Below are 22,181 nucleotides of genomic sequence, written 5' to 3'. Positions count from 1 at the left end.
TTCACTACCGCTCACAAAAAACATTTATAGTCGACTGGTTGCGAGCATAGGTAAGCCGGAAATTTCGGGCGTTTATATTTTGATAAAACCGTGCACAATCTAATAGTTTGCTGTTTTTAATCTGTATTTAATAAACGTACCGCTTGTTCTTCTTGATGGAACGAATCATCGCTTGTTTAGCTGAATTCAAATGGTTACGTAGTGCAAGCGTTGCATCCACATAGCTGCGGCAAACCAAAGCACTGAGAATAGTCATATGCTCATCTATGGCAATAATATTGCGCTGCCTGCGATCGTTTTCGTCCCATTGATAGTGGAAGTGGAAGATGACGGAGATAATATCAATGGATTGATTGAAAAAGATATTGTCAGTGGCTGAAAGCAATAAGGAATGGAACTCTCTGTCCAGTTGCGAGAAGGTGTGAAAATTACTGCCGATGTTGTCACGCAGCATTCGGTGGCGTTCGAGCATGGTTTTCACCTGAAACCAGCGCGGATCATTATCAGGCAGAGTGAGAAAACGCTGGATTGAGCGCGTTTCCAACATTTCGCGCAGTTCAAAAAGCTGCTCGGCGTAGGATTGATCGAAATGCTTTATCCTCCACTGACCGCGTTTTTCGCTTTGGGTGAGGTTATAGCACCATAATTTTAAAAGATATTTTCTTGCCGTAATCGAGCTGACACCTGCCGCTCGCGCCAGTTGTAGCTCAGAAAAAGTTTCACCAGGCAACAACTGACGCTGATTTATCATCGTGAAAAAAAACTGCTCAAATACTTTATCCTGCTCACTTATCGAAGCTGCGGGACAGGCAAAACCATCGTTGTGATCAGGTTTACGCGTGATGACGTGGTCATTTCCGACCTGCGTCAGGACACCGCATTCGCGTAAGTGGCTGAGAACATGACGCACCGTGGTGCGACTGACGTTGTACATTTCCGCTAGTGAGCTTTGCGATGGGAGTGGGGAAGGGATATGACCACATACCATCTCATCAATAAACTGGTTAACTACATTATGGCGTAAATTTTGTGAGCGACTCATATTTTTCTCCTTGTCGCGCTATTAAAACCCGATTTAAAACATTTTTATGCGTGTATTTTCACAAAATAGATTTTCTATTTCACTGGCATTTTTCATTTTCATTGATATCTAAGACAACAAAAAATGGAGAGCAGAATTATGCCTAAGATAAATACATTAATTTGCCAGAAACCGAAAGAATTAGTCTGGAAACAATATGAAATGCCTATTCCCGGTGGCGATGAAGTATTGATAAAGATTAAGTCTGTCGGAATTTGTGGTACTGATATTCATGCCTGGGGTGGGAATCAACCATTTTTTAGTTATCCACGTGTGTTAGGCCATGAAATATGTGGCGAGATTGTTGAATTAGGTAAAGATATTGCTGATCTCAAAAATGGTCAGCAAGTTGCCGTGATCCCTTATATTGCCTGCCAGAAATGCCCGGCGTGTAAAAGTGGTCGCACCAACTGCTGTGAAAGCATTTCGGTCATTGGCGTGCATCAGGATGGCGGTTTTAGTGAGTATTTAAGCGTGCCAGAGGCGAACATTTTGCCCGCAGATGGCATTGACCCGCAGGCGGCAGCGTTGATTGAACCCTTCGCCATTAGTGCTCATGCGGTACGTCGCGCGGCAGTTGCGCCTGGTGAGCAAGTGCTGGTGGTCGGGGCGGGGCCAATCGGTTTGGGAGCTGCGGCAATCGCTAAAGTTGATGGCGCACATGTGGTGGTGGTGGATACCAGTCCGGCGCGGCGTGAGCATGTGATAAGGCGTCTGGAGCTGCCCGTGCTTGATCCGTTCGCAGAAGATTTTGATGACCAACTACGTGCGCAATTTGGCGGCTCTCTGGCGCAGAAAGTGATCGACGCGACAGGTAACCAACATGCGATGAATAACACTGTTAATCTGATTCGCCACGGTGGCACGGTAGTCTTTGTCGGCCTGTTTAAAGGCGATTTGCAAATCTCTGATCCAGAATTCCACAAAAAAGAGACCACAATAATGGGTAGCCGTAACGCTACGCCGGAAGATTTTGCGAAAGTCTGGCGGCTGATGGCGGAAGGGAAAATCACTGCTGACATGATGTTAACCCATCGCTATCCGTTCGCCACGCTGGCAGAAACCTATGAGCGCGATGTGATTAACAATCGTGAGTTGATTAAGGGCGTGGTTACTTTCTGAGAATGAGTGACTGGTAAAGTGGCTATGCAGTGTTGGACACTATTTTTATTTATCAATAATGTTTTGTTGGTCGGATAAGACGTTTACGCGTCTTATCCGACCTGTAAATCCGTCAGTGTTTACCCTTCACGCGCCACCACTTTAATTTCCACCATCCCGATACCGAGTTTACGCGGCGAGTGACCGAGAATATTCCCCTCGTTGGTTGCGACAGGTTCCGGCGGCACAATCACCAGTGTGTCGGCATCGGTTGGGTTATCGAAATACAGCGTAGTGGTGGTTACTTCGTTGCCCAGCACGATGGTTTGTTCTTCATTGCCAACGCGTACCGGAATGGGGCGGCTGGCGTTATTACCGTAGGCTTTGGCGGTAATCACCAAATCAAATTTCTTCGGCAGCGGATGCTTGTACTCGATTTTCACTTCATCGCCAAGCTGTGCGTTGGACCAGCGTCCCCACGACTCCGGACGGGAAATCCCGCTAAACTGTTTTACCTCTTCCGGCGCACCCGCGACGTTAAAGATGAAACTGTCTGCTTTGTAGCGAATATCGTTATCGACAATCTTCAGTGTATCGACATTGCCTTTGTAGCGTTCCATGTCGATGACCGTGTCCTTAAATGCCGTTTTACCTTTCCATTCTGGCTTATCGACATGCTGCACTGTTTGTTGCCCGCCAAGTTGCCCCTGTGAAACACACCAGTCGGTAGAAAGCGCCAGTTCCGGCGCCCACAACTGCCCCATTTTGTAGCAGCGGTCAACCCAGATGAAATTATCACGTGGGGCGAAATCGGCCAGTTGGAAACGCAGTGGTGCGGAGTATTCACTTTCTGGCAGTGGTTCCACTCGTTTGTCTGAAACCCGCAACAGCAGCGGCAAACGGAAATGACTACCTGAGAAGGCGATCATATTTTTATTCTGATTGATGGTAAATTCTTTTATCTCGGTGGGGAATTTCCACAGACGAACGATATCCGGTTTCCACGCCAGTACTTTCTCTTTCATGTTGAGGAACACTTCTGACATTGACTGACCAGAAAGGCTACTGCGTCCGAGGCCGATAAAATTATCACCACCAAGGATATCCAGTACCGTAGCGCCGTTATCCATCGTGTTGCGCTTCACCGCCAGCGTCTCTTGCTGCGGTTTGTCGCCACGGATGACAAAAAACAGGTTATTGCGATCCTGCTTATTGAGGTATTTCCATGCCGTGTTGTTCATCGCCAGATGGTCGGAAGAGACGACAATGACGGTATCTTTAAACCACGGAGAGGCTTTGATTTTATTGATAAACGCCGCAATGTTCTCCTGGCTGCAACTTACCGCGCTGAATGACTGGTTCGGTTTACCGTCAAAATCATATTTTTTGCGATTACAGGTACGAGAGATAAAACCATCCGGGTGATGGGTATCGACCGTCAGGGTAAACAGTGAGAACCGTTGACCGGAGCGAGACAGCTCCTCAAATTTTTTCCATGCTTCATCCAGCACGGTATCGTCGTAGAATCCCCAGTCGTTGCGATAATGTGGGTCTGCGACCACGCTTTTCAGCTCTTCCGAGCCGTACAAATGGTCGAAACCGTGTGATTTCAGGAACACATCTTTACCAGCAAAACGCAGATTGGCTCCCTGTACGAAATAGTTCTGATAACCCGAGTTTTTCAGAATATCGCCCAGACAGATGTTCTGCGGGAAGAAGCTGGAAACGGATGCAGAAGCGTTGCCTTCAAATGGAGCAAAAAGCGGAATGCCACACTGGGAAGCCACCATGCCCGCAATCGTGTAGTCCGTTCCCGGCAACTGCTGCGTGTGGCTGAAATCCAGACTTTCATTTTTCAGCGCGCCCAATTCAGGCGTGAGATCCGGGAAAGCATCGTTGTCAAAATAGGTGCGCTCGAGGCTTTCTCCGTAGATATAAACCAGGTTGAGTTTCGGGTCAGGAATGGTTTTCGACGGTTCTTTATAATAAGCCGCAAAGTCCGGATCGCCATCGCGTGACTGTGATTTCACCAGTTCCGTTATCTGACGAAACGCCGGGCTGGCATCGACAGAACCCAGTGCCAGCAAGAGCGCCAAAAGGCTGTAACCAAAATGGTGCGGATGATGACGGCGGCGGCGCAGGATCCAGCCCAGTGCACCGAAAACGACTGCCAGTGCCAGTACAATGCCAATACCTGGCAGGATATATTTGCTGACGCCTGCACCGGTCAGGCTGTTGGTTAAGGTATAGAGAACCGCGTCGTTAATGCCATCGCCAGTAAAGTAGTCACTGGCAAAAAGGGTGATATTTAAAACGACAAATAGCCCCAGCACCGTTAATGTGGCGGCAAACCACCAGGTGTTACGTCCCGCTTTCCATGCGTAGATCAGCACAGAGGCGAGAAACAAGGCAAATGAGAGTAGTTCTGACAACGGGCGATCCTCACTAAACCAGGCTGTGTAGCCGATGCTTAAGATTTTTTGAGAAACACAATGTAATGGCGCTGCCATATTGCTGCAATTCTAGTGTCAAAAAAATGCGATGTTGTTAGGAATTAGTTTATAAACAGACTTTTTTGATCGGGGTTGTTTCCCGCATAGCAGGGGATGAAAGCGTCAGAAGCGGGAAAAAGAGAAGGGGATTGCCGCGCCAGCCGATTAACAGCTAAAACGCGGCGTTATGCGGATCAAGAGATAAAGTTCAGACCTTGCTTTAATACCAGATCGCAGGCTTTGGTTTTCACTTTCTCCGCCAGCGGAGTCGTACCGATGTTATCCAGATTAAGCTGCTGGCCATCTTTGGTTTTCAGCAAACCCTGAATACCGTCCAGATAGTTGGTGTCTTCTTTCTGCTCTTCGCTGTTCAGACCTAACTTTTCCAGCACCTGGTTTTTGATGTTTTCCGCATCGGTCACCGAAGCTAGCTTTTGCTTCGCGCAGTATTGCAGAATGCCTGCGGCATTGTTCATGTTATCTGCGCTTAATGCCTGGTTGCCGCTACTAAGCAGGTTAGTTAATGAAGCGAGCGACCAGCCGCCTTCCTGTGTAGTGCTGTTTTGATTGCTTAACTCGCTGGCGGCACTGGAGAGCGCATCTTTCCAGGAAGCGGCATTTACCCCGGTGGAAATTAATGCGCTGGCGGTAATTGCACAGCACAGAAGGTGTTTAACAGTTTTCATCATCATTACTCAAGGTGGAATTGTGTCGCAGTATAACGCCGGGAATGGGGATTAATACTCTTTACCCGTTACCCGACTACGATAACTGTCCCAGTTGAAGATCACCCACAGACTGTTACCCAGGCGCATACGATCCATAACACGCTCGCCCAGCAACTTCGTCATTTCTTCCATATTGCTGTTCGTCAGCATTCCGGTTGGGCGCTTGGAAGAAGAACGACGATCGACGATCTGATTGATGATCACTTTTTCGTATTTAGATTCGGTCTGCACGCCGATCTCGTCGATCACCAGTAGATCAACGTTGCTCAGATCGTTGAGCAGTTGTTCTTCACTGACGCCGCTATTTCTGAAGGTATCTTTCATCGCCGACATAATATCGGCAACAGTAATAATCAATACCGATTTGCCGCGCAGCAGTAGTTCGTTGCAGATTGCCGCCGCCAGATGGTTTTTACCGGTGCCCGGCTTGCCAGAAAAGATAAAGCTGGCGATGTTGCCGTCGAACTCTTCGACATATTGACGCGCTTTGCTCAACGCATTCATCTGCCCTTCGCATTCAACACGATAGTTCTCAAAGGAACAGTTCTGATGCAGCGGACGAATGCCGGAGCGGTTAAAGGTGCGCTGCATTTTCATCGCCCGATTCTCGCGCTCCAGAGCGGCGGAGCGGAGCGCCCCTTGTTCTTTCTGCCACGCCAGAAGTTCTTCACCCGTTTTGAAGGCGGGTTTGATATGGGCAGGCATCATTTTTTGCAGGCGTTGCATCAGGTCGCCAACGTTTTTCATCGTTACCCTCTGAATCCTGGTGGAATTTGGCTGTCAGGTTCGCTGACCGTGTTCACATCTCGTTTGGCTAGTCCGCCGTTGCTGGCGCGGCCAATTTGCAGACTGCGCGCCAGTTTTTGCTGCCACTGCACATGGTGAAAAACTTTACCTTCCGCCTGCCAGTAGGCAATGAATGAGGCTAGTTCTTCGGCGGTAGCGGGTTCTCTTAGTGCCACGCCCCATAATGCGGCCTGGCGGGTAAAGTCGGCATCGGGTCGCCAGTCTGGGTACATGGCAAATTTCCCCATCGGTACGGCAACGGGGGCAGTTTGCGGTTCCTGATAGAGTTGATCGTCCAGAGCGATATCGCTTCCCGGACGTGCCAGCTTTTCTTCCAGCGCCAGCAGTTCAGCAAGACGCGCGGGCGTGACGGCATAAAACGCCGGAGCGTTGTTAGCAAATACGGCAACCATTCCGCCTTCAGCTTTTGCCAGAACGGTCTGGTGATCGTGTACCAGGGCGTCAATACCAACGACGTCCGGGGTCAAAACTCTGGAAGACATACTGTTTCTCAATATGGAACGATGAACGAGAAGGGAGATTACTTTTATAGTAACACACGGATGAAAGGAGGCTGTCTCTCATCCGTGTGCTTTAAGCGAGGCAATTTTATACGCGAGGGCGCTTGCGGTACAACCATAATCCAGGAATGGAAAGGCCGATGGATAATGCTCCAACAATTGATGACGCTGTAAGAAAGTTGGTTAACAGGGTAATCATCAACGGCTCGCTGTAACCTAACTGACTGATTTTTACAGCTGAAATCATTGCTGTATAAGCAGAGATGCCAGGGAACATAGGGATAACGGCCGCCACGGTAAAGACTTTTGGATGCGCCAGATACCAGCGCGACCATTGAATTCCAATGGTGCCGACCAGCATAGAGGCCATAAAGGTTGACCACTCAATATTCAGCCCGGTAGTCATTAAGATCATTCGTGAACCATGACCAATCGCGCCAAGCAGCGCACACCAGCGTAACGCTCGAACCGGAACGTTGAATACCATCGCAAATCCGACCGCAGGAATTGCCGCGAGGATCATATCCTGCACCAACGCTATGAGAAATTCGATCACACCCATCCGCGTAGCCCCCAAATCGTCAGTGCCATCACTACGCCGACGCAGGTAGCCAACGTCAACAGGCTGGCAATTGCCCAGCGTGCCAGCCCGGTATTGATATGGCCTTTAAACATATCGGCGACGGCATTAATCAACGGAAAGCCCGGCACCAGCAATAGAACGCTGGCCGCCATCGCGATGGTAGGCGTATGACTGAATGTCGGAAGTTGTAAAAGGAGGCCGGAAATCGTGGTGGCGGCAAATGCGGTAATGCAAAAGTTTATCTGTGGGTGAAGATGGCGTTGTGCCAGCAGTTGGCGGATATACATGGCGATCATGCTGGCGAAGAACGTAATTAGCGCGCCGTCCCAGCCACCGTTATTCAGTTTGCAGAAACAGGCGCAAGAAAGTCCTACCATCAAGGCTACCAGCCAACGCGGATAGCGCAGAGGATGTATTTGGCTAAAACGCTTCTCCACACCTTTGTAATCCAGCAATTTGTGTTCCGCCAGAATCACAATGTGTTGTACTTCAGTAACCACATGCATATTAATGCCGCGATCCTGATTTTTACGTGTCGAGGTTAAACATTGACCATCTTTAATGGTGGTTAGCACAATTGCGTTGGAAGAGATGGAGCTTTCAACGCAGTCCATCCCCAGCGCGCGCCCAAGTCTTGAAGAAAGCTCATCCACCAGTGCGCTTTCCGCCCCGTGCTGCAAAAGAAATAATCCGCACTGGATACATAACCGTGTTACGGCTCGCTGTTGCTCAGTTTGCATAACTCGCCCTTTGTCATAGACGCGCTGCGTATTGTTCAAATAATGAGACCCCATTTGTATCATGAAGCGCGGTTGTTTTGGGGTTGGTTAAGATCAAAATTGCGCTGATTAATTCTGGTTATGGCGACAGGAAGCGATCTGCGTCAGAGGTCAAATAAATATCCTCATGAATATTATCACTGAAATGAATTTATAGTTTTGTTTTTACTCGTTTGGCTAATAGCAGGGAAAATCAATTTTTCGAATCTGGATAAGAAATATCTTTCAGTTTTTATTGATTTTTTTGTTGCTCTTTCGGTCTAAAGGTCTTGATTTTCGCCTTTGACCATTATTTTGAATGATATCGTAAACTGATTGGATTTGTGGTTTTTGATTAAGTATTTCTAACAACATAATTTAGATATTTTAAATGTGTCAGAGGTATTTTACCAGGTTATTATTTGATGCTAGCCTCCTGAAACATACAAAGGATTTTTGGTGTGTCAGGGGTAAACTGATATGGAAGTGAATGCTAAGGATAATTTATTCGCTAGAGCTATTAATTTGTTGGATTAATTTAGGGGATGAATATCCTGAATTAACCATCATGATTTATAGAGAGTGGATATGGAGGATATATGTTGCCAGGATGCTGCAAAAATGGAATTGTTATCAGTAAAATACCCGTTATGCAGGCAGGATTAAAAGAGGTCATGAGGACCCATCTACCTGAATATGAAATAACGAGTAGCGCCTCTGCGGAGGAGTTAACCTTATTACAATTACGTCGTGCTGGGTTAGTGGTTGCCGATTTATCCGGCGAAACGGAAGACCCGCGTTCCGTTTGTGAACATTACTATTCATTGATCTCACAATACCGGGAAATACATTGGGTTTTCATGGTTTCGCGTGCCTGGTACTCCCCGGCAGTAGAACTACTAATGTGTCCAACAGCGACGTTACTGTCGGATATTGAACCCATTGAGAATCTGGTTAAAACCGTTCGTTCCGGTAATGCGTATGCGGATCGTATCAGCGCGATGCTGACCTCTCCGACAATGGCTGAAACTCAGGATTTTAGCTATCGCACCGTCGTTCTGACGCTTTCAGAGCGTAAGGTACTGCGGCTGTTAGGCAAAGGATGGGGCATCAACCAGATAGCTTCATTGCTCAAGAAAAGTAATAAAACTATCAGCGCACAAAAAAACAGTGCGATGCGTCGGCTGGCAATTCACAGCAATGCTGAGATGTATGCATGGATAAATAGCGCACAGGGTGCAAGAGAACTTAACTTGCCTTCTGTTTATGGAGATGCCGCAGAATGGAACACAGCCGAATTAAGAAGAGAAATGTCGCACTCGTAGAAAAATGCGTCATGAGCAGTATCGGTATTGAGAGTTTATTCAGAAAGTTTGCGGGTAACCCTTATAAGCTCCACACCTATACCAGTCAGGAGTCGTTTCAGAATGCAATGTCGCGGATCTCGTTCGCGGCGGTCATTTTTTCTTTTTCTGCCATGAGAAGTGAGCGCAGAGAAGGATTATCTTGCCTGACTGAGCTGGCGATTAAATTTCCGCGTACCCGACGTTTGGTTATTGCAGATGATGATATTGAAGCACGGTTGATCGGTTCATTATCTCCATCTCCGCTGGACGGAGTATTAAGTAAAGCATCGACGCTGGAAGTTTTTCATCAGGAGTTGTTTCTGTCATTAAATGGTGTGCGTCAGGCGACCGATCGGCTGAATAATCAGTGGTACATTAACCAAAGCCGGACGTTAAGCCCAACGGAGAGAGAAATATTGCGTTTTATGTCGCGTGGCTACTCAATGACACAAATTGCCGAGCAGCTTAAACGCAATATTAAAACGATCCGGGCGCATAAATTTAATGTGATGTCGAAACTGGGCGTCAGTTCTGATGCGGGGTTGTTGGAGGCCGCAGATATTCTGTTATGTATGCGGCATTGCGAAACAAGTAACGTGTTGCATCCCTTTTAATATGCTTAATGCCGGGTTATCGTCCCGGCAAAGTTTTTATTTCAGCGTACAGTCACCACATTGCTGCACATCCGGTAGGCGATAACGCTGGCAGCAGGTACGGCGTACCAGCAGACCATCGCGTAGCACTACTGTACGCCAGAGTGGATTATCTTCACCTGTAGTGAGCGTTTTCTCAAAAAACAGGGCATGACGCAGCGATTCAACCGCTGCCTCGCCGAGCAACTGCTTCATCTCTGTCAGATACCAGTTGATCAAATAACCGGTATTACTCCAGATGAGTTTGCCGTTGATCTCTCCAGTTGCTTCTAATGTCTGCACTACCGGGACAAGCGCCTGGCTGATTAACGTTTCCATTCGTTGTTGTGGAGAATGCGTTGTTGCGTTTTTATCTTCACATACATCGACCCAGAAACAGGCTGCGCGCCCGGTTTCGTGAAACTCAACGTGGAAATGTTCTGGAGAAAGGTCTAACGCTTTTTCCTGCGTCAGCAGCGCCAGCATTAAGGGTGGCACCATCAGGCCGATATACCATTGCGCCCAGAGTGAGATCAGCGGTTTGTTCTCACGGATCATCATCGGTTGATTACGGTAGATATGATCGGAATAGACCGCCAGTAGAGAACGTAGCGCATTCGGTGATGACCATTGCGCCAGTGTCATGGCGTTAAGCGGGGCGGGTTCATCCAGACGGATAAACTCCAGCAAATGTTCACGATGTTCTGCGATCGTCGCCCGTACTGATTCCGCAAGCCCAGCGTCCTGCGGCTGGAGATGCGTTCGCCAGATAACATCTTCATAGAGCGGTGCAGAACGATAGGCCATAATCGTGATAGTAATCTAAATGATAATGATTGCTAATCCTAGCGATAGGTTTGCCCGATAGCAAGGGATTTCTCTGGCTTGCAAATGATAAAAATTATCATATGATATTGGTTATCATTATCGCTTTGAGAGATTAAACCATGTTGCAACGTATGCTGGGCAGCGGCTGGGGAGTGTTGCTGCCGGGATTGCTGATTGCAGGGATGACGTATGCGGATTTATCGCCGGATCAGTGGCGGATTGTCATTCTGATGGGATTAGTGTTGACGCCGCTGATGCTATATCACAAACAGTTACGGCATTACGTTTTACTACCATCGTGCCTGGCGCTTATTTCTGGCGTCATGTTAATGATAATAAACTGGAATCAGGGATGAAAAAGCAGGGAAGAAACACGAAAGGAAGTAAAGATAATTGGTGCGAGGGGGGGGACTTGAACCCCCACGTCCGTAAGGACACTAACACCTGAAGCTAGCGCGTCTACCAATTCCGCCACCTTCGCACAGTCATCTTACTTTTTTGATATCGCCTCGTTTGGTGCGAGGGGGGGGACTTGAACCCCCACGTCCGTAAGAACACTAACACCTGAAGCTAGCGCGTCTACCAATTCCGCCACCTTCGCCCAGTGCGAGCAATATCAACGTGGTTTTTGGTGCGAGGGGGGGGACTTGAACCCCCACGTCCGTAAGGACACTAACACCTGAAGCTAGCGCGTCTACCAATTCCGCCACCTTCGCATACCATCAATTCTTAAAAAGAATTGCTGCCACGGAGGCGCATTCTAGTGGTTTTCAGCTTTTCGTCAATAGTTAATTATCGCCTGATGTGTAATTGCTGGAAAAATGGTCATCAGGAGGCTAACGTGCAGGTTTTGTATGTCGGATAAGGCGTTCACGCCGCATCCGACATGGTATGTGGGTGCAGATGCCAGATGCGACGCTGGCGCGTCTTATCTGGCCTATGAAGGGCTAATGTGCAGTTTTTGTAGGTTGGATAAGGCGTTCACGCCGCATCCAACAAGGCTTGCGGCGAGAGACTTAACCTTTCTTCGCCTGGCGGGTCATAATGGCGCGATACACCTTGAAACGCCCGGTTTGCGCAATGACTTCGTGGAAGCCAAATGTCTCATCCAGCACGTCCGGATAAGGCAGGAAGGCGTTCGCTACAATTCGCAGCTCGCCGCCGCTATTAAGATGACGCACCGCGCCGCGAATCAGCGTTTGCGCGGCATCCAGGCTGGTTTGCATCCCATCGTGGAACGGCGGGTTGGAGATGATCATATCAAAACGACCTTTCACCTCAGAAAAGACGTTGCTGGCAAAGACTTCACCTTCAACACCGTTGGCCGCAAGTGTTGCGCGGCTGGCTTCTACCGCCGGGGCAGAGACATCGCACAAGGTGAGACGAATTTTCGGCGAATGGCGCGCAAAGGCAACTGAAAGCACACCTGCACCGCAGCCGACATCCAGCACTTTACCTTTCGTGTGCGGGGTTAACGTCGAGAGCAGCAGCTGGCTGCCGACATCCAGACCGTCGCGGCTAAACACGCCCGGCAGCGTTTTGACCGTCAGTCCATCTACGTTATATTCGCCCCAGAATTTATCCGCATCGAACACTGGCTGCTTTTCCAGACGACCAAAATAGAGGCCGCAGCGACGGGCGCTGTCTACCTTATTCAATGGCGCATAATCTGCCAGCATTTGCTCGGCGCTGCGCACGCCGCTACGGTTTTCGCCAACGACGAAAATGTCAGTGCCCACTGGCAGCAGAGAAAGTAAATTCATCAACTGGAACTGAGCTTCCGGTTTGTTCTTCGGCCAGTAGTAAATCAGCGTATCGCAATCTGCGATGTCATCCGCCGTGGCGACCAGACTAAAACGGGCGTTATCACCCATCTGGCGGCTTAACACCTGCCAGTGGTGGAATTGTTGGGTATGAGCACGACTGGTTGCGGTATCTAAACGCGCGGGCAGGTCATCCTGTAAGTCACCGGCAAACAGAATACGGCTTTGTTCGAAATCATCACTGTGGCGCAGCAAGACTTCACTTGCCGGGGTAAATGCAGACATGGAATGCTCCTCAATTGATACTGGCGGCGATTATAGCCATATGTTGGCGCGGTATCGACGAATTTGCTATATTTGCGCCCCTGACAACAGGAGCGATTCGCTATGACATCCCGACGAGACTGGCAGTTACAGCAACTGGGCATTACCCAGTGGTCGCTGCGTCGCCCTGGCGCGTTGCAGGGGGAGATTGCCATTGCGATCCCGGCACACGTCCGTCTGGTGATGGTGGCAAACGATCTTCCCGCCCTGACCGATCCTCTGGTGAGCGATGTTCTGCGCGCATTAACCGTCAGCCCCGATCAGGTGCTGCAACTGACGCCAGATAGGATCGCGATGCTGCCGCAAGGCAGTCGATGCAACAGTTGGCGGTTGGGTACTGACGAACCGCTGTCACTGGAGGGCGCTCAGGTGACATCACCGGCGCTCACCGAATTACGGGCAAACCCAACGGCACGCGCCGCGTTATGGCAACAAATTTGCACATATGAACACGATTTCTTCCCTCGAAACGACTGATTTACCTGCGGCTTTCCACATTGAACAACGCGCCCACGCCTTTCCGTGGAGTGAAAAAACCTTTGCCAGCAACCAGGGCGAACGCTATCTCAACTTTCAGTTGACACAAGATGGCAAAATGGCTGCGTTTGCGATTACGCAAGTGGTGCTGGATGAAGCTACATTGTTCAATATTGCGGTCGATCCCGACTATCAGCGTCAGGGACTGGGAAGGGCGTTGCTGGAACATCTGATCGACGAGCTGGAAAAACGCGGCGTGGCGACGCTATGGCTGGAAGTCCGTGCCTCTAACGCCGCCGCCATTGCTCTGTACGAAAGTTTAGGCTTTAACGAGGCGACGATTCGCCGCAATTACTACCCCACCACGGACGGTCGCGAAGACGCCATCATCATGGCGTTGCCAATCAGTATGTAAGACAAGGTGGAATAATGAAGTGGGACTGGATTTTCTTTGATGCCGATGAAACGCTGTTTACTTTTGACTCGTTCACCGGCCTGCAGCGGATGTTCCTTGACTACAGCGTCACCTTTACCGCTGAAGATTTTCAGGACTATCAGGCCGTTAACAAACCACTGTGGGTGGATTATCAAAACGGCGCGATCACTTCATTACAGCTCCAGCACGGGCGTTTTGAAAGCTGGGCCGAACGGCTGAACGTCGAGCCGGGTAAACTCAACGCTGCCTTTATTAATGCGATGGCGGAAATCTGCACACCGCTGCCTGGCGCGGTTTCCCTGCTTAACGCCATTCGCGGCAATGCCAAAATCGGCATCATCACCAACGGTTTTAGTGCCTTGCAGCAAGTGCGTCTTGAACGAACGGGTTTGCGTGATTATTTCGATTTGCTGGTGATTTCCGAAGAAGTTGGCGTTGCCAAACCGAATAAGAAAATTTTCGATTATGCGCTGGAACAGGCGGGCAATCCTGACCGTTCACGCGTGCTAATGGTTGGTGACACTGCTGAGTCCGATATTCTCGGTGGCATCAACGCCGGGCTTGCTACCTGCTGGTTGAATGCGCACAATCGCGAGCAACCAGAAGGCATTGCGCCCACCTGGACCGTTTCTTCGTTGCACGAACTGGAGCAACTCCTGTGTAAACACTGATTGCCTCCCCCCCGTTGATGGGTAAAATAGCCGCAATTTTTCGTTTTCAACAAGCGCGGCGCGATGCCGCTTACTCAAGAAGAAAGAATTATGACGTTGTCTCCTTATTTGCAAGAGGTGGCGAAGCGCCGCACCTTTGCCATAATTTCTCACCCGGACGCCGGTAAAACCACCATCACCGAGAAGGTGCTGCTGTTCGGACAGGCCATTCAGACCGCCGGTACAGTAAAAGGCCGTGGCTCTAATCAGCACGCCAAGTCGGACTGGATGGAGATGGAAAAGCAGCGTGGGATCTCCATTACCACGTCTGTGATGCAGTTTCCGTATCACGACTGCCTGGTTAACCTGCTTGACACCCCGGGGCACGAAGACTTCTCGGAAGATACCTATCGTACCCTGACGGCGGTGGACTGCTGCCTGATGGTTATCGACGCTGCAAAAGGTGTTGAAGATCGTACCCGCAAGCTGATGGAAGTTACCCGTCTGCGCGATACGCCGATCCTCACCTTTATGAACAAACTTGACCGTGATATCCGCGACCCGATGGAACTGCTCGATGAAGTTGAGAACGAGCTGAAAATCGGCTGTGCGCCGATCACCTGGCCGATTGGCTGCGGCAAGCTGTTTAAAGGCGTTTACCACCTTTATAAAGATGAAACCTATCTCTACCAGAGCGGTAAAGGTCACACCATTCAGGAAGTGCGTATCGTTAAAGGGCTGAACAACCCGGATCTCGACGCTGCGGTCGGTGAAGATCTGGCACAGCAGCTGCGTGACGAACTGGAGCTGGTGAAAGGCGCCTCTAACGAGTTCGACAAAGAATTGTTCCTTGCGGGCGAAATTACTCCGGTATTCTTCGGTACTGCGCTGGGTAACTTCGGCGTCGATCATATGCTGGATGGCCTGGTGGAGTGGGCACCTGCGCCGATGCCGCGTCAGACTGACACCCGTACCGTAGAAGCGAGCGAAGACAAATTTACCGGCTTCGTATTTAAAATTCAGGCCAACATGGACCCGAAACACCGTGACCGTGTGGCGTTTATGCGCGTGGTATCCGGTAAATATGAAAAAGGCATGAAGCTGCGCCAGGTGCGCACCGCGAAAGATGTGGTGATCTCCGACGCGCTGACCTTTATGGCGGGTGACCGTTCGCACGTTGAAGAGGCTTATCCTGGCGATATCCTCGGCCTGCACAACCACGGCACCATTCAGATCGGCGACACCTTTACCCAGGGTGAGATGATGAAGTTCACCGGTATTCCGAACTTCGCTCCGGAACTGTTCCGTCGTATACGTCTGAAAGATCCGCTGAAGCAAAAACAGCTGCTCAAAGGGCTGGTACAGCTTTCTGAAGAGGGCGCAGTGCAAGTGTTCCGTCCGATCTCCAATAACGACCTGATCGTCGGTGCGGTTGGTGTGCTGCAGTTTGATGTGGTGGTATCGCGCCTGAAGAGCGAATACAACGTTGAAGCAGTGTATGAGTCAGTCAACGTTGCCACCGCCCGCTGGGTAGAATGCGCGGACGCAAAGAAATTCGAAGAGTTCAAGCGTAAGAACGAAGGTCAACTGGCGCTCGATGGCGGCGATAACCTCGCTTACATCGCCACCAGCATGGTTAACCTACGCTTAGCGCAAGAGCGTTATCCGGACGTTCAATTCCACCAGACCCGCGAGCATTAATTCTTGCCTCCAGGGCGCGGCAGCCGCTGCGCCCTGTCAATTTTCCTTCCTTATTAGCCGCTTGCGGAATGTTCTTAAAACATTCGCTTTCGCTTATGTTTGCTCGCTTTTTAGCCGATACGGCGGGCGGTTTCAAAATTGTGATCTATATTTAACAAAGCAATGACATTTGTGTCGGCTTTAAATACCGTTATGTGAGTAGGTAACAGTATTTAAAACCGTTAACTGTCATTCGATTGATATTAATAACTGATTAAGAAGTTGTAACGGTCGTTATTCATCACCTATCGCTTTTGTGATGGCGACCATTGACTTCTGTCGAGGGTGAAGTCTCTCCCTATTCAGCAATGCAACCTCGTGTTGCCTGGCTCAAATTACGAGCAAATATACAGGAATAAATCGATGACTATGACAAGACTGAAGATTTCGAAAACTCTGCTGGCTGTAATGCTGACCTCTGCCGTCGCGACCGGTTCTGCCTACGCGGAAAACAACGCGCAGACCACCAATGAAAGCGCAGGGCAAAAAGTCGATAGCTCTATGAATAAAGTCGGTAATTTCATGGATGACAGCGCCATCACAGCGAAAGTGAAGGCGGCTCTGGTGGATCATGAAAATATCAAGAGCACTGATATCTCTGTCAAAACCGATCAAAAAGTCGTGACTTTAAGCGGATTTGTTGAAAGCCAGGCACAGGCCGAAGAGGCAGTGAAAGTGGCGAAAGGCGTTGAAGGCGTGACCTCCGTCAGCGACAAACTGCACGTTCGCGACGCTAAAGAAAGCTCCGTGAAGGGTTACGCCGGTGACACCGCCACCACCAGTGAAATCAAAGCCAAACTGCTGGCGGACGACATTGTTCCTTCACGTAAAGTGAAAGTTGAAACCACCGATGGCGTGGTTCAGCTCTCCGGAACCGTAGATTCTCAGGCACAAAGCGACCGTGCTGAAAGTATCGCCAAAGCGGTAGATGGTGTGAAAAGCGTTAAAAATGATCTGAAAACTAAGTAATTCGTCGTAATTCGTCCTCCCGAACTTTGTCGGGAGGCGCGATGTGCACCACACTAAAAATATCGCATTGAGTGAATATCAAGCGGTGACATTAACTATGGTAAAGGAGAGGCTTATGTTTCGTTGGGGCATCATATTTCTGGTTATCGCGTTAATCGCCGCCGCTCTTGGGTTTGGTGGTCTGGCCGGTACTGCAGCGGGTGCTGCAAAAATTGTCTTTGTCGTCGGGATTATTCTGTTCCTGGTGAGTTTGTTCATGGGCCGAAAACGACCCTAGATTTCAGACGATTAAGAAAATTTTATACAAAGCCAGTCCAGCGGACTGGCTTTTGCGGTTTTAGCGAATAATAAATTGCGTTACTTTGTCATTCTTTCACAACAAAAACAGGAAGGCAGAGGTGGGGCAGCGAATACCTGTAACGCTTGGTAATATTGCGCCGTTGTCGCTAAGGCCGTTCCAGCCTGGACGAATTGCGTTGGTGTGCGAAGGCGGCGGGCAGCGTGGAATCTTTACGGCTGGCGTGCTGGATGAGTTTATGCGCGCGCAGTTTAATCCTTTCGATCTCTATTTTGGCACGTCCGCCGGGGCGCAGAACCTTTCGGCGTATATTTGTAATCAGCCCGGTTACGCGCGCAAAGTCATCATGCGCTATACCACAAAGCGCGAATTTTTCGATCCAGTGCGCTTTGTCCGTGGAGGAAATCTTATCGATCTCGACTGGCTGGTGGAAGCGACTGCACGCCAGATGCCGTTGCAGATGGATACCGCCGCGCGGTTGTTCGATAGCGGCAAATCGTTTTATATGTGTGCCTGTCGTCAGGATGACTACACACCAAATTACTTTTTACCAACCAAACAAAACTGGCTGGATTTGATTCGCGCCTCCAGTGCTATTCCAGGTTTTTATCGCACCGGGGTTTCACTTGATGGGATTAACTATTTTGATGGTGGCGTCAGCGATGCGATTCCGGTTAAAGAAGCGGCAAGACAGGGGGCGAAAACGCTGGTGGTAATCCGCACCGTGCCGTCGCAAATGTACTATACGCCGCAGTGGTTTAAACGCATGGAACGCTGGCTGGGAGACAGTAGCCTACAACCGCTGGTCAATCTGGTGCAGCATCATGAAACCAGCTATCGTGCCATCCAGCAATTTATTGAGAAACCGCCAGGCAAGCTACGCATTTTCGAAATTTATCCGCCGAAGCCGCTGCATAGCATCGCGCTTGGCAGTCGGCTTCCGGCGCTACGTGATGACTATAAACTTGGGCGTTTATGCGGTCGCTATTTCCTGGCCACGGTCGGTAAAATGCTAACCGAAAAAGCACCGTTCACTCGCCATCTGGTGCCTGTGGCGATGCCGGAACCGATCGTCATTCCGCCAGCGCCAGTCGCCAACGATACGCTGGTTACCGAGGTGATAGACGCCCCGCAGGCGAATGACCCGACATTTAACAACGAGGATCTGGCTTGATTTGCCGTTTTATCGACACCCACTGCCATTTTGATTTTCCGCCGTTTAGCGGTGATGAAGAGGCCAGCCTGCAACGCGCGGCACAAGCGGGCGTAGGCAAGATCATTGTACCGGCAACTGAGGCGGCAAATTTTGCCCGCGTGCAGGCGTTAGCGGAAAATTATCAACCGCTGTATGCCGCCTTAGGGTTGCATCCGGGGATGTTGGAAAAACATTGCGATGCGTCGCTGGAGCAGTTACAGCAGGCACTGGAAAGGCGCTCGCCGAAGGTGGTGGCGGTAGGGGAGGTAGGCCTGGATCTCTTTGGCGACGATCCACAATTTGATCGCCAGCAGTGGTTACTCGACGAACAACTTAAGCTGGCGAAACGCTACGATCTGCCGGTGATCCTTCATTCACGGCGCACGCATGACAAACTGGCGATGCATCTTAAACGCCACAATTTGCCGCGTGCTGGCGTGGTTCATGGTTTTTCTGGCAGCCAGCAACAGGCCGAGCGGTTTGTGCAACTGGGCTACAAAATTGGCGTTGGTGGAACTATCACCTATCCGCGCGCCAGTAAAACCCGCGATGTCATCGCAAAATTACCGCTGGCGTCGTTGTTGCTGGAAACCGACGCGCCGGATATGCCGCTAAATGGTTTTCAGGGGCAGCCCAACCGCCCGGAGCAGGCTGCCCGGGTATTTGCCGTACTGTGCGAGTTACGCCCGGAACCCGCAGATGAGATTGCCGACGTGTTGCTTAATAACACGTATGCGTTGTTTAACGTGCCCGATGGCTGGTAAGGCCGTCCGTAAGTGAGCAATGGTGCTGCTTGTTCCCCTCACCCTAACCCTCTCCCCAGAGGGGCGAGGGGACTGATTGTGCTTGATGTTGAGTTTTGCGACATCTCTGGCATGTCACAAATACAGCGCCGGAAATATCAATCGACTTACCCCGCGCTCCCGTAACGCACCAGCCAACTGCTCAACGTCTTCCGGTGTGGCGCTCGCCCAGCTTTGCGCTTCGCCATATACGCCGTGGGCATGAAACGCGTTCAAGCGTACCGGAACATCGCCAAGTCCCTTGATAAACGCCGCCAGTTCTTCAATGTGTTGCAAATAATCCACCTGATTGGGGATTACCAGTAAACGCAGTTCTGCCAGCTTGCCGCGCTCTGCAAGCAAACTGATGCTGCGCTTAATCTGTTGATTATCGCGTCCGGTTAACTGTTGATGACATTCGCTCCCCCACGCTTTGAGATCGAGCATTGCGCCGTCGCACACCGGAAGCAATTTTTCCCAGCCGGTTTCGCTCAACATGCCGTTGCTGTCCACCAGACAGGTGAGATGGCGCAATTGTGGATCATTTTTGATAGCAGTAAACAGCGCCACCACAAACGGCAGTTGGGTCGTGGCTTCGCCACCGCTCACCGTTATCCCTTCAATAAACAACACCGCTTTGCGGATATGACTAAGCACCTCGTCCACGCTCATGGTTTGCGCCATCGGCGTGGCATTCTGCGGGCACATCTTCAGGCAGGTATCGCACTGCTCGCAGACTGCAACGTTCCACACCACTTTGCTGTCAACAATCTGCAACGCCTGATGCGGACACTGTGGCACGCATTCCGCGCAATTATTACAGCGCCCCATCGTCCACGGATTGTGACAGTTTTTGCAGCGCAGATTGCACCCTTGTAAAAACAGAGCCAGACGACTGCCTGGCCCGTCAACGCAGGAGAAGGGGATAATCTTACTGACTAAAGCGCATCTGCTGTTCATGGCTTATCACGCGCGGCTGGCGTTCCAGAATACGAGTGTTACGTGCAGCTTCTTCGCCCAGCCATGTTGTGTTGGTACGTGAACCTTCGGCACGATATTTTTCTAAATCCGACAAACGCACCATATAACCGGTAACGCGAACCAGATCGTTACCGCTGACATTGGCGGTAAATTCACGCATTCCGGCTTTAAAGGCACCGAGGCAAAGCTGTACCAGCGCCTGTGGATTACGCTTGATGGTTTCGTCGAGCGTCAGAATGTCGCTGATCCCAGAGTAATAATATGCATGATGCGGGGCGACGGTTTGCAGATGGGTGATTGGATCTGGCTCATCGCCATACGGCAATCGCGCCCCCGGCGTGGTGCCGATATCGGAACTGATCCCCGACTGTGCGTGTAACATGGCGCGTTTTTGCCAGCCATATTTCACGGGAGTATTGGCGACAAACTCCGCCAGTTGCGCGCTGATGCGATAACCGACTTCATTTGCGGCGGCTTCTTTACCGTAGCGCGCGGCAATCCCTTCTTTCTCGCACAGCAAGTTAACCGCTTCCGCCAGCCCGTACATGCCAAACATCGGCACAAAACGTTCAGGATCAATCAACCCTTCTTTTACCAGGAAGCTATTCTCAAAGAAGTGTGATTGTTGATAGAGAAATTCACATCGCGCATCGATGATGGCGATCTGCTGCTGGCAGTAGTGCGGTAGAGTGCGCGTAAAGAAGTCATCCAGCGATTCACTGCGCTCTGCAATGGCTTTCAGGTTAAGGCGTACTAGCGTGCTGCCACCACCAGCCAGCGGCAGTGAGTTGTAACAGCTCACGATCCCGTAGCCCCCTTTTGTGAAAATTTTATCATGCACCGGACCGTTGGCGATGTGCGGTTTGCTACATTCACAAATGTTTTTTGCCACTTCCAGCAGCAGATCATCAGGGGTGATTTCAGGATCGTAGATAAAGGTCAGATTTGGAGAAACCTGCTTCAGCTCAGCATCTGCGCGTAAAATTGCACGGGTGATGGGGGAGTCGGACGGGCCGATATTGGCATGCATAAAAGCGTCTGGCAGGGTTCTGTCGAGATAACGCCAGAAACGTTTTATTCGAATATCGATTTCGTCTTGTGTTAGAATTTTAACATACGGTTGCAACAACGCATCCAGTTGCCCCAGGTAGACCGGCATTGATGTGACTGACGGGACATGGTGATAAAGAATGGTCAGCAGGGAGAGCGCATCATCAAGATCTTTCGCGCCTTCCAGCTCCAGCCATTCAGAACCGTTCGCCAGAAAACGGGCGTAATCGGGTAAGACATAGCGCGGTTTGTACGGCGCATGACCTTCAAACATATCGCAGATTACGCCTTCATCCAGCGCGCGGCGGGCTTCGGCAGGAAGCTGTGGGTAAGGCAGATTGTTTTCTGCTTCCAGTGCCAGAAAATGGCGCTTCTGCTCCGGGCTAAGTACCGGACTGGTGACAATTTGCTGGCAACGTTGTTGCAGTGCCATTTCATGAGAAGTGGGCATCTTCTTTTCCTTTTATGCCGAAGGTGATGCGCCATTGTAAGAGGTTTCGTGATGTTCACTTTGATCCTGATGCGTTTGCCACCACTGGCGCATTCATTTGAAAGTGAATTATTTGATCCAGATCGCATTACCATAATGCAAATTTGTAAGTAGATTTTCTTAATTGTGATGTATATCGAAGTGTGTTGCGGAGTCGATGTTAGAATACT

Annotated in this window: 23 protein-coding genes and 3 tRNA genes; 12 read left to right on the top strand and 14 right to left on the bottom strand. The window is 50.1% G+C overall.

Features of this window, described 5'->3' with window-relative positions:
* Positions 1-127: 127 nt before the first annotated feature.
* Entirely contained in the window at positions 128-1,042 is a 915-nt protein-coding gene (locus LG381_RS01210) for a GntR family transcriptional regulator (protein ID WP_032227054.1), read from the bottom strand.
* A gap of 138 nt (positions 1,043-1,180) precedes the next feature.
* Here LG381_RS01210 and LG381_RS01205 point away from each other — a divergent pair, with 138 nt between their 5' ends.
* Positions 1,181-2,203: an alcohol dehydrogenase catalytic domain-containing protein gene (locus LG381_RS01205; protein ID WP_001124254.1), complete on the top strand. Its 1,023-nt coding sequence runs from the start codon at positions 1,181-1,183 to the stop codon at positions 2,201-2,203.
* Positions 2,204-2,322: 119 nt separating this feature from the next.
* Here LG381_RS01205 and opgB read toward each other — a convergent pair whose 3' ends face one another.
* From opgB to LG381_RS01175, 6 genes are all read right to left on the bottom strand, one after another.
* Entirely contained in the window at positions 2,323-4,614 is a 2,292-nt protein-coding gene (gene opgB, locus LG381_RS01200; RefSeq protein WP_225761928.1) for a phosphatidylglycerol--membrane-oligosaccharide glycerophosphotransferase, read from the bottom strand.
* A 254-nt stretch (positions 4,615-4,868) separates the two neighbouring features.
* On the bottom strand, positions 4,869-5,363 hold the full coding sequence (gene yjjA, locus LG381_RS01195; RefSeq protein WP_077629660.1) for a DUF2501 domain-containing protein YjjA: 495 nt from the start codon (positions 5,361-5,363) through the stop codon (positions 4,869-4,871).
* A gap of 48 nt (positions 5,364-5,411) precedes the next feature.
* Entirely contained in the window at positions 5,412-6,149 is a 738-nt protein-coding gene (gene dnaC / locus LG381_RS01190) for a DNA replication protein DnaC (RefSeq protein WP_000799918.1), read from the bottom strand.
* A gap of 2 nt (positions 6,150-6,151) precedes the next feature.
* Positions 6,152-6,691 carry a primosomal protein DnaT gene (gene dnaT, locus LG381_RS01185; protein ID WP_010346632.1) on the bottom strand — a complete coding sequence of 180 codons (540 nt, stop codon included), beginning with the start codon at positions 6,689-6,691 and terminating at the stop codon, positions 6,152-6,154.
* Between the two features lie 106 nt (positions 6,692-6,797).
* Entirely contained in the window at positions 6,798-7,271 is a 474-nt protein-coding gene (locus LG381_RS01180; protein ID WP_032227057.1) for a threonine/serine exporter, read from the bottom strand.
* Positions 7,262-8,032 carry a threonine/serine exporter ThrE family protein gene (locus LG381_RS01175; RefSeq protein WP_010346629.1) on the bottom strand — a complete coding sequence of 257 codons (771 nt, stop codon included), beginning with the start codon at positions 8,030-8,032 and terminating at the stop codon, positions 7,262-7,264. The genes LG381_RS01180 and LG381_RS01175 overlap by 10 nt, the downstream gene beginning before the upstream one ends.
* 617 nt (positions 8,033-8,649) lie before the next feature.
* Here LG381_RS01175 and LG381_RS01170 point away from each other — a divergent pair.
* Both LG381_RS01170 and bglJ read left to right on the top strand, forming a co-directional pair.
* Positions 8,650-9,375: a response regulator transcription factor gene (locus LG381_RS01170; protein ID WP_000936647.1), complete on the top strand. Its 726-nt coding sequence runs from the start codon at positions 8,650-8,652 to the stop codon at positions 9,373-9,375.
* A complete protein-coding gene (gene bglJ / locus LG381_RS01165; RefSeq protein ID WP_024165170.1) occupies positions 9,333-10,010 on the top strand; it encodes a DNA-binding transcriptional activator BglJ in 678 nt (225 codons plus the stop codon). The genes LG381_RS01170 and bglJ overlap by 43 nt, the downstream gene beginning before the upstream one ends.
* A 36-nt stretch (positions 10,011-10,046) precedes the next feature.
* On the opposite strand, the gene fhuF is transcribed toward bglJ, so the two are convergent.
* A complete protein-coding gene (fhuF, locus tag LG381_RS01160) occupies positions 10,047-10,835 on the bottom strand; it encodes a siderophore-iron reductase FhuF (RefSeq protein ID WP_225761927.1) in 789 nt (262 codons plus the stop codon).
* Between the two features lie 140 nt (positions 10,836-10,975).
* On the opposite strand from fhuF, the gene LG381_RS01155 reads away from it, so the two are divergent.
* On the top strand, positions 10,976-11,212 hold the full coding sequence (locus tag LG381_RS01155; protein WP_225761926.1) for a DUF1435 domain-containing protein: 237 nt from the start codon (positions 10,976-10,978) through the stop codon (positions 11,210-11,212).
* Positions 11,213-11,250: 38 nt separating this feature from the next.
* On the opposite strand, the gene LG381_RS01150 is transcribed toward LG381_RS01155, so the two are convergent.
* From LG381_RS01150 to rsmC, 4 genes are all read right to left on the bottom strand, one after another.
* A tRNA-Leu gene (locus tag LG381_RS01150) sits at positions 11,251-11,337 on the bottom strand.
* A 33-nt stretch (positions 11,338-11,370) separates the two neighbouring features.
* Positions 11,371-11,457, bottom strand: a tRNA-Leu gene (locus LG381_RS01145).
* 28 nt (positions 11,458-11,485) lie between these two features.
* Positions 11,486-11,572: transfer RNA gene (locus LG381_RS01140), tRNA-Leu, on the bottom strand.
* A 300-nt stretch (positions 11,573-11,872) separates the two neighbouring features.
* A complete protein-coding gene (rsmC, locus tag LG381_RS01135; protein WP_225761925.1) occupies positions 11,873-12,904 on the bottom strand; it encodes a 16S rRNA (guanine(1207)-N(2))-methyltransferase RsmC in 1,032 nt (343 codons plus the stop codon).
* A gap of 102 nt (positions 12,905-13,006) precedes the next feature.
* On the opposite strand from rsmC, the gene holD reads away from it, so the two are divergent.
* The 8 genes from holD to LG381_RS01095 all read left to right on the top strand — a co-directional run bounded on the left by holD (position 13,007) and on the right by LG381_RS01095 (position 19,472).
* Positions 13,007-13,420, top strand: a complete 414-nt coding sequence (gene holD / locus LG381_RS01130; RefSeq protein WP_000204010.1) for a DNA polymerase III subunit psi — start codon at positions 13,007-13,009, stop codon at positions 13,418-13,420.
* Complete coding sequence (gene rimI / locus LG381_RS01125) at positions 13,389-13,835, top strand: ribosomal protein S18-alanine N-acetyltransferase (RefSeq protein WP_001092448.1); 447 nt, start codon at positions 13,389-13,391, stop codon at positions 13,833-13,835. The genes holD and rimI overlap by 32 nt, the downstream gene beginning before the upstream one ends.
* Positions 13,836-13,849: 14 nt before the next feature.
* Complete coding sequence (gene yjjG / locus LG381_RS01120; protein ID WP_000870704.1) at positions 13,850-14,527, top strand: pyrimidine 5'-nucleotidase; 678 nt, start codon at positions 13,850-13,852, stop codon at positions 14,525-14,527.
* Positions 14,528-14,617: 90 nt separating this feature from the next.
* Positions 14,618-16,207, top strand: coding sequence for a peptide chain release factor 3 (gene prfC / locus LG381_RS01115; RefSeq protein ID WP_000175941.1), 1,590 nt, complete (start codon positions 14,618-14,620; stop codon positions 16,205-16,207).
* A gap of 402 nt (positions 16,208-16,609) precedes the next feature.
* Entirely contained in the window at positions 16,610-17,215 is a 606-nt protein-coding gene (gene osmY, locus LG381_RS01110; protein ID WP_032224325.1) for a molecular chaperone OsmY, read from the top strand.
* Between the two features lie 115 nt (positions 17,216-17,330).
* Positions 17,331-17,492 carry a DUF1328 domain-containing protein gene (locus LG381_RS01105; protein WP_000490275.1) on the top strand — a complete coding sequence of 54 codons (162 nt, stop codon included), beginning with the start codon at positions 17,331-17,333 and terminating at the stop codon, positions 17,490-17,492.
* Positions 17,493-17,613: 121 nt separating this feature from the next.
* A complete protein-coding gene (locus LG381_RS01100; RefSeq protein WP_010345506.1) occupies positions 17,614-18,687 on the top strand; it encodes a patatin family protein in 1,074 nt (357 codons plus the stop codon).
* Positions 18,684-19,472 (top strand): metal-dependent hydrolase, encoded by a 789-nt coding sequence (locus LG381_RS01095; RefSeq protein WP_085460292.1) that lies wholly within the window; start codon positions 18,684-18,686, stop codon positions 19,470-19,472. Before LG381_RS01100 ends, LG381_RS01095 begins: the two co-directional genes overlap by 4 nt.
* A 114-nt stretch (positions 19,473-19,586) precedes the next feature.
* Here LG381_RS01095 and LG381_RS01090 read toward each other — a convergent pair whose 3' ends face one another.
* Both LG381_RS01090 and LG381_RS01085 read right to left on the bottom strand, forming a co-directional pair.
* On the bottom strand, positions 19,587-20,450 hold the full coding sequence (locus LG381_RS01090) for a YjjW family glycine radical enzyme activase (protein ID WP_001088440.1): 864 nt from the start codon (positions 20,448-20,450) through the stop codon (positions 19,587-19,589).
* Complete coding sequence (locus tag LG381_RS01085) at positions 20,422-21,972, bottom strand: YjjI family glycine radical enzyme (protein ID WP_032224330.1); 1,551 nt, start codon at positions 21,970-21,972, stop codon at positions 20,422-20,424. The genes LG381_RS01090 and LG381_RS01085 overlap by 29 nt, the downstream gene beginning before the upstream one ends.
* Between the last annotated feature and the right edge of the window lie 209 nt (positions 21,973-22,181).

It is taken from the genome of Escherichia sp. Marseille-Q3837, assembly GCF_916618735.1.
Lineage (GTDB): Bacteria > Pseudomonadota > Gammaproteobacteria > Enterobacterales > Enterobacteriaceae > Escherichia > Escherichia ruysiae.
This window is presented reverse-complemented; position numbering and strand designations above follow the sequence as displayed.

What these genes read in the sequence shown, in the direction of transcription:
- LG381_RS01180 (WP_032227057.1), bottom strand. Translation starts at nt 7,271, where the DNA reads ATGGGTGTGATCGAATTTCTCATAGCGTTGGTGCAGGATATGATCCTC.
- prfC (WP_000175941.1), top strand. Translation starts at nt 14,618, where the DNA reads ATGACGTTGTCTCCTTATTTGCAAGAGGTGGCGAAGCGCCGCACCTTT.
- yjjG (WP_000870704.1), top strand. Translation starts at nt 13,850, where the DNA reads ATGAAGTGGGACTGGATTTTCTTTGATGCCGATGAAACGCTGTTTACT.
- osmY (WP_032224325.1), top strand. Translation starts at nt 16,610, where the DNA reads ATGACTATGACAAGACTGAAGATTTCGAAAACTCTGCTGGCTGTAATG.
- fhuF (WP_225761927.1), bottom strand. Translation starts at nt 10,835, where the DNA reads ATGGCCTATCGTTCTGCACCGCTCTATGAAGATGTTATCTGGCGAACG.
- rsmC (WP_225761925.1), bottom strand. Translation starts at nt 12,904, where the DNA reads ATGTCTGCATTTACCCCGGCAAGTGAAGTCTTGCTGCGCCACAGTGAT.
- bglJ (WP_024165170.1), top strand. Translation starts at nt 9,333, where the DNA reads ATGGAACACAGCCGAATTAAGAAGAGAAATGTCGCACTCGTAGAAAAA.
- dnaT (WP_010346632.1), bottom strand. Translation starts at nt 6,691, where the DNA reads ATGTCTTCCAGAGTTTTGACCCCGGACGTCGTTGGTATTGACGCCCTG.
- holD (WP_000204010.1), top strand. Translation starts at nt 13,007, where the DNA reads ATGACATCCCGACGAGACTGGCAGTTACAGCAACTGGGCATTACCCAG.
- LG381_RS01210 (WP_032227054.1), bottom strand. Translation starts at nt 1,042, where the DNA reads ATGAGTCGCTCACAAAATTTACGCCATAATGTAGTTAACCAGTTTATT.
- LG381_RS01105 (WP_000490275.1), top strand. Translation starts at nt 17,331, where the DNA reads ATGTTTCGTTGGGGCATCATATTTCTGGTTATCGCGTTAATCGCCGCC.
- yjjA (WP_077629660.1), bottom strand. Translation starts at nt 5,363, where the DNA reads ATGATGAAAACTGTTAAACACCTTCTGTGCTGTGCAATTACCGCCAGC.
- LG381_RS01155 (WP_225761926.1), top strand. Translation starts at nt 10,976, where the DNA reads ATGTTGCAACGTATGCTGGGCAGCGGCTGGGGAGTGTTGCTGCCGGGA.
- LG381_RS01175 (WP_010346629.1), bottom strand. Translation starts at nt 8,032, where the DNA reads ATGCAAACTGAGCAACAGCGAGCCGTAACACGGTTATGTATCCAGTGC.
- LG381_RS01205 (WP_001124254.1), top strand. Translation starts at nt 1,181, where the DNA reads ATGCCTAAGATAAATACATTAATTTGCCAGAAACCGAAAGAATTAGTC.
- LG381_RS01090 (WP_001088440.1), bottom strand. Translation starts at nt 20,450, where the DNA reads ATGAACAGCAGATGCGCTTTAGTCAGTAAGATTATCCCCTTCTCCTGC.
- LG381_RS01085 (WP_032224330.1), bottom strand. Translation starts at nt 21,972, where the DNA reads ATGCCCACTTCTCATGAAATGGCACTGCAACAACGTTGCCAGCAAATT.
- LG381_RS01170 (WP_000936647.1), top strand. Translation starts at nt 8,650, where the DNA reads ATGTTGCCAGGATGCTGCAAAAATGGAATTGTTATCAGTAAAATACCC.
- rimI (WP_001092448.1), top strand. Translation starts at nt 13,389, where the DNA reads ATGAACACGATTTCTTCCCTCGAAACGACTGATTTACCTGCGGCTTTC.
- dnaC (WP_000799918.1), bottom strand. Translation starts at nt 6,149, where the DNA reads ATGAAAAACGTTGGCGACCTGATGCAACGCCTGCAAAAAATGATGCCT.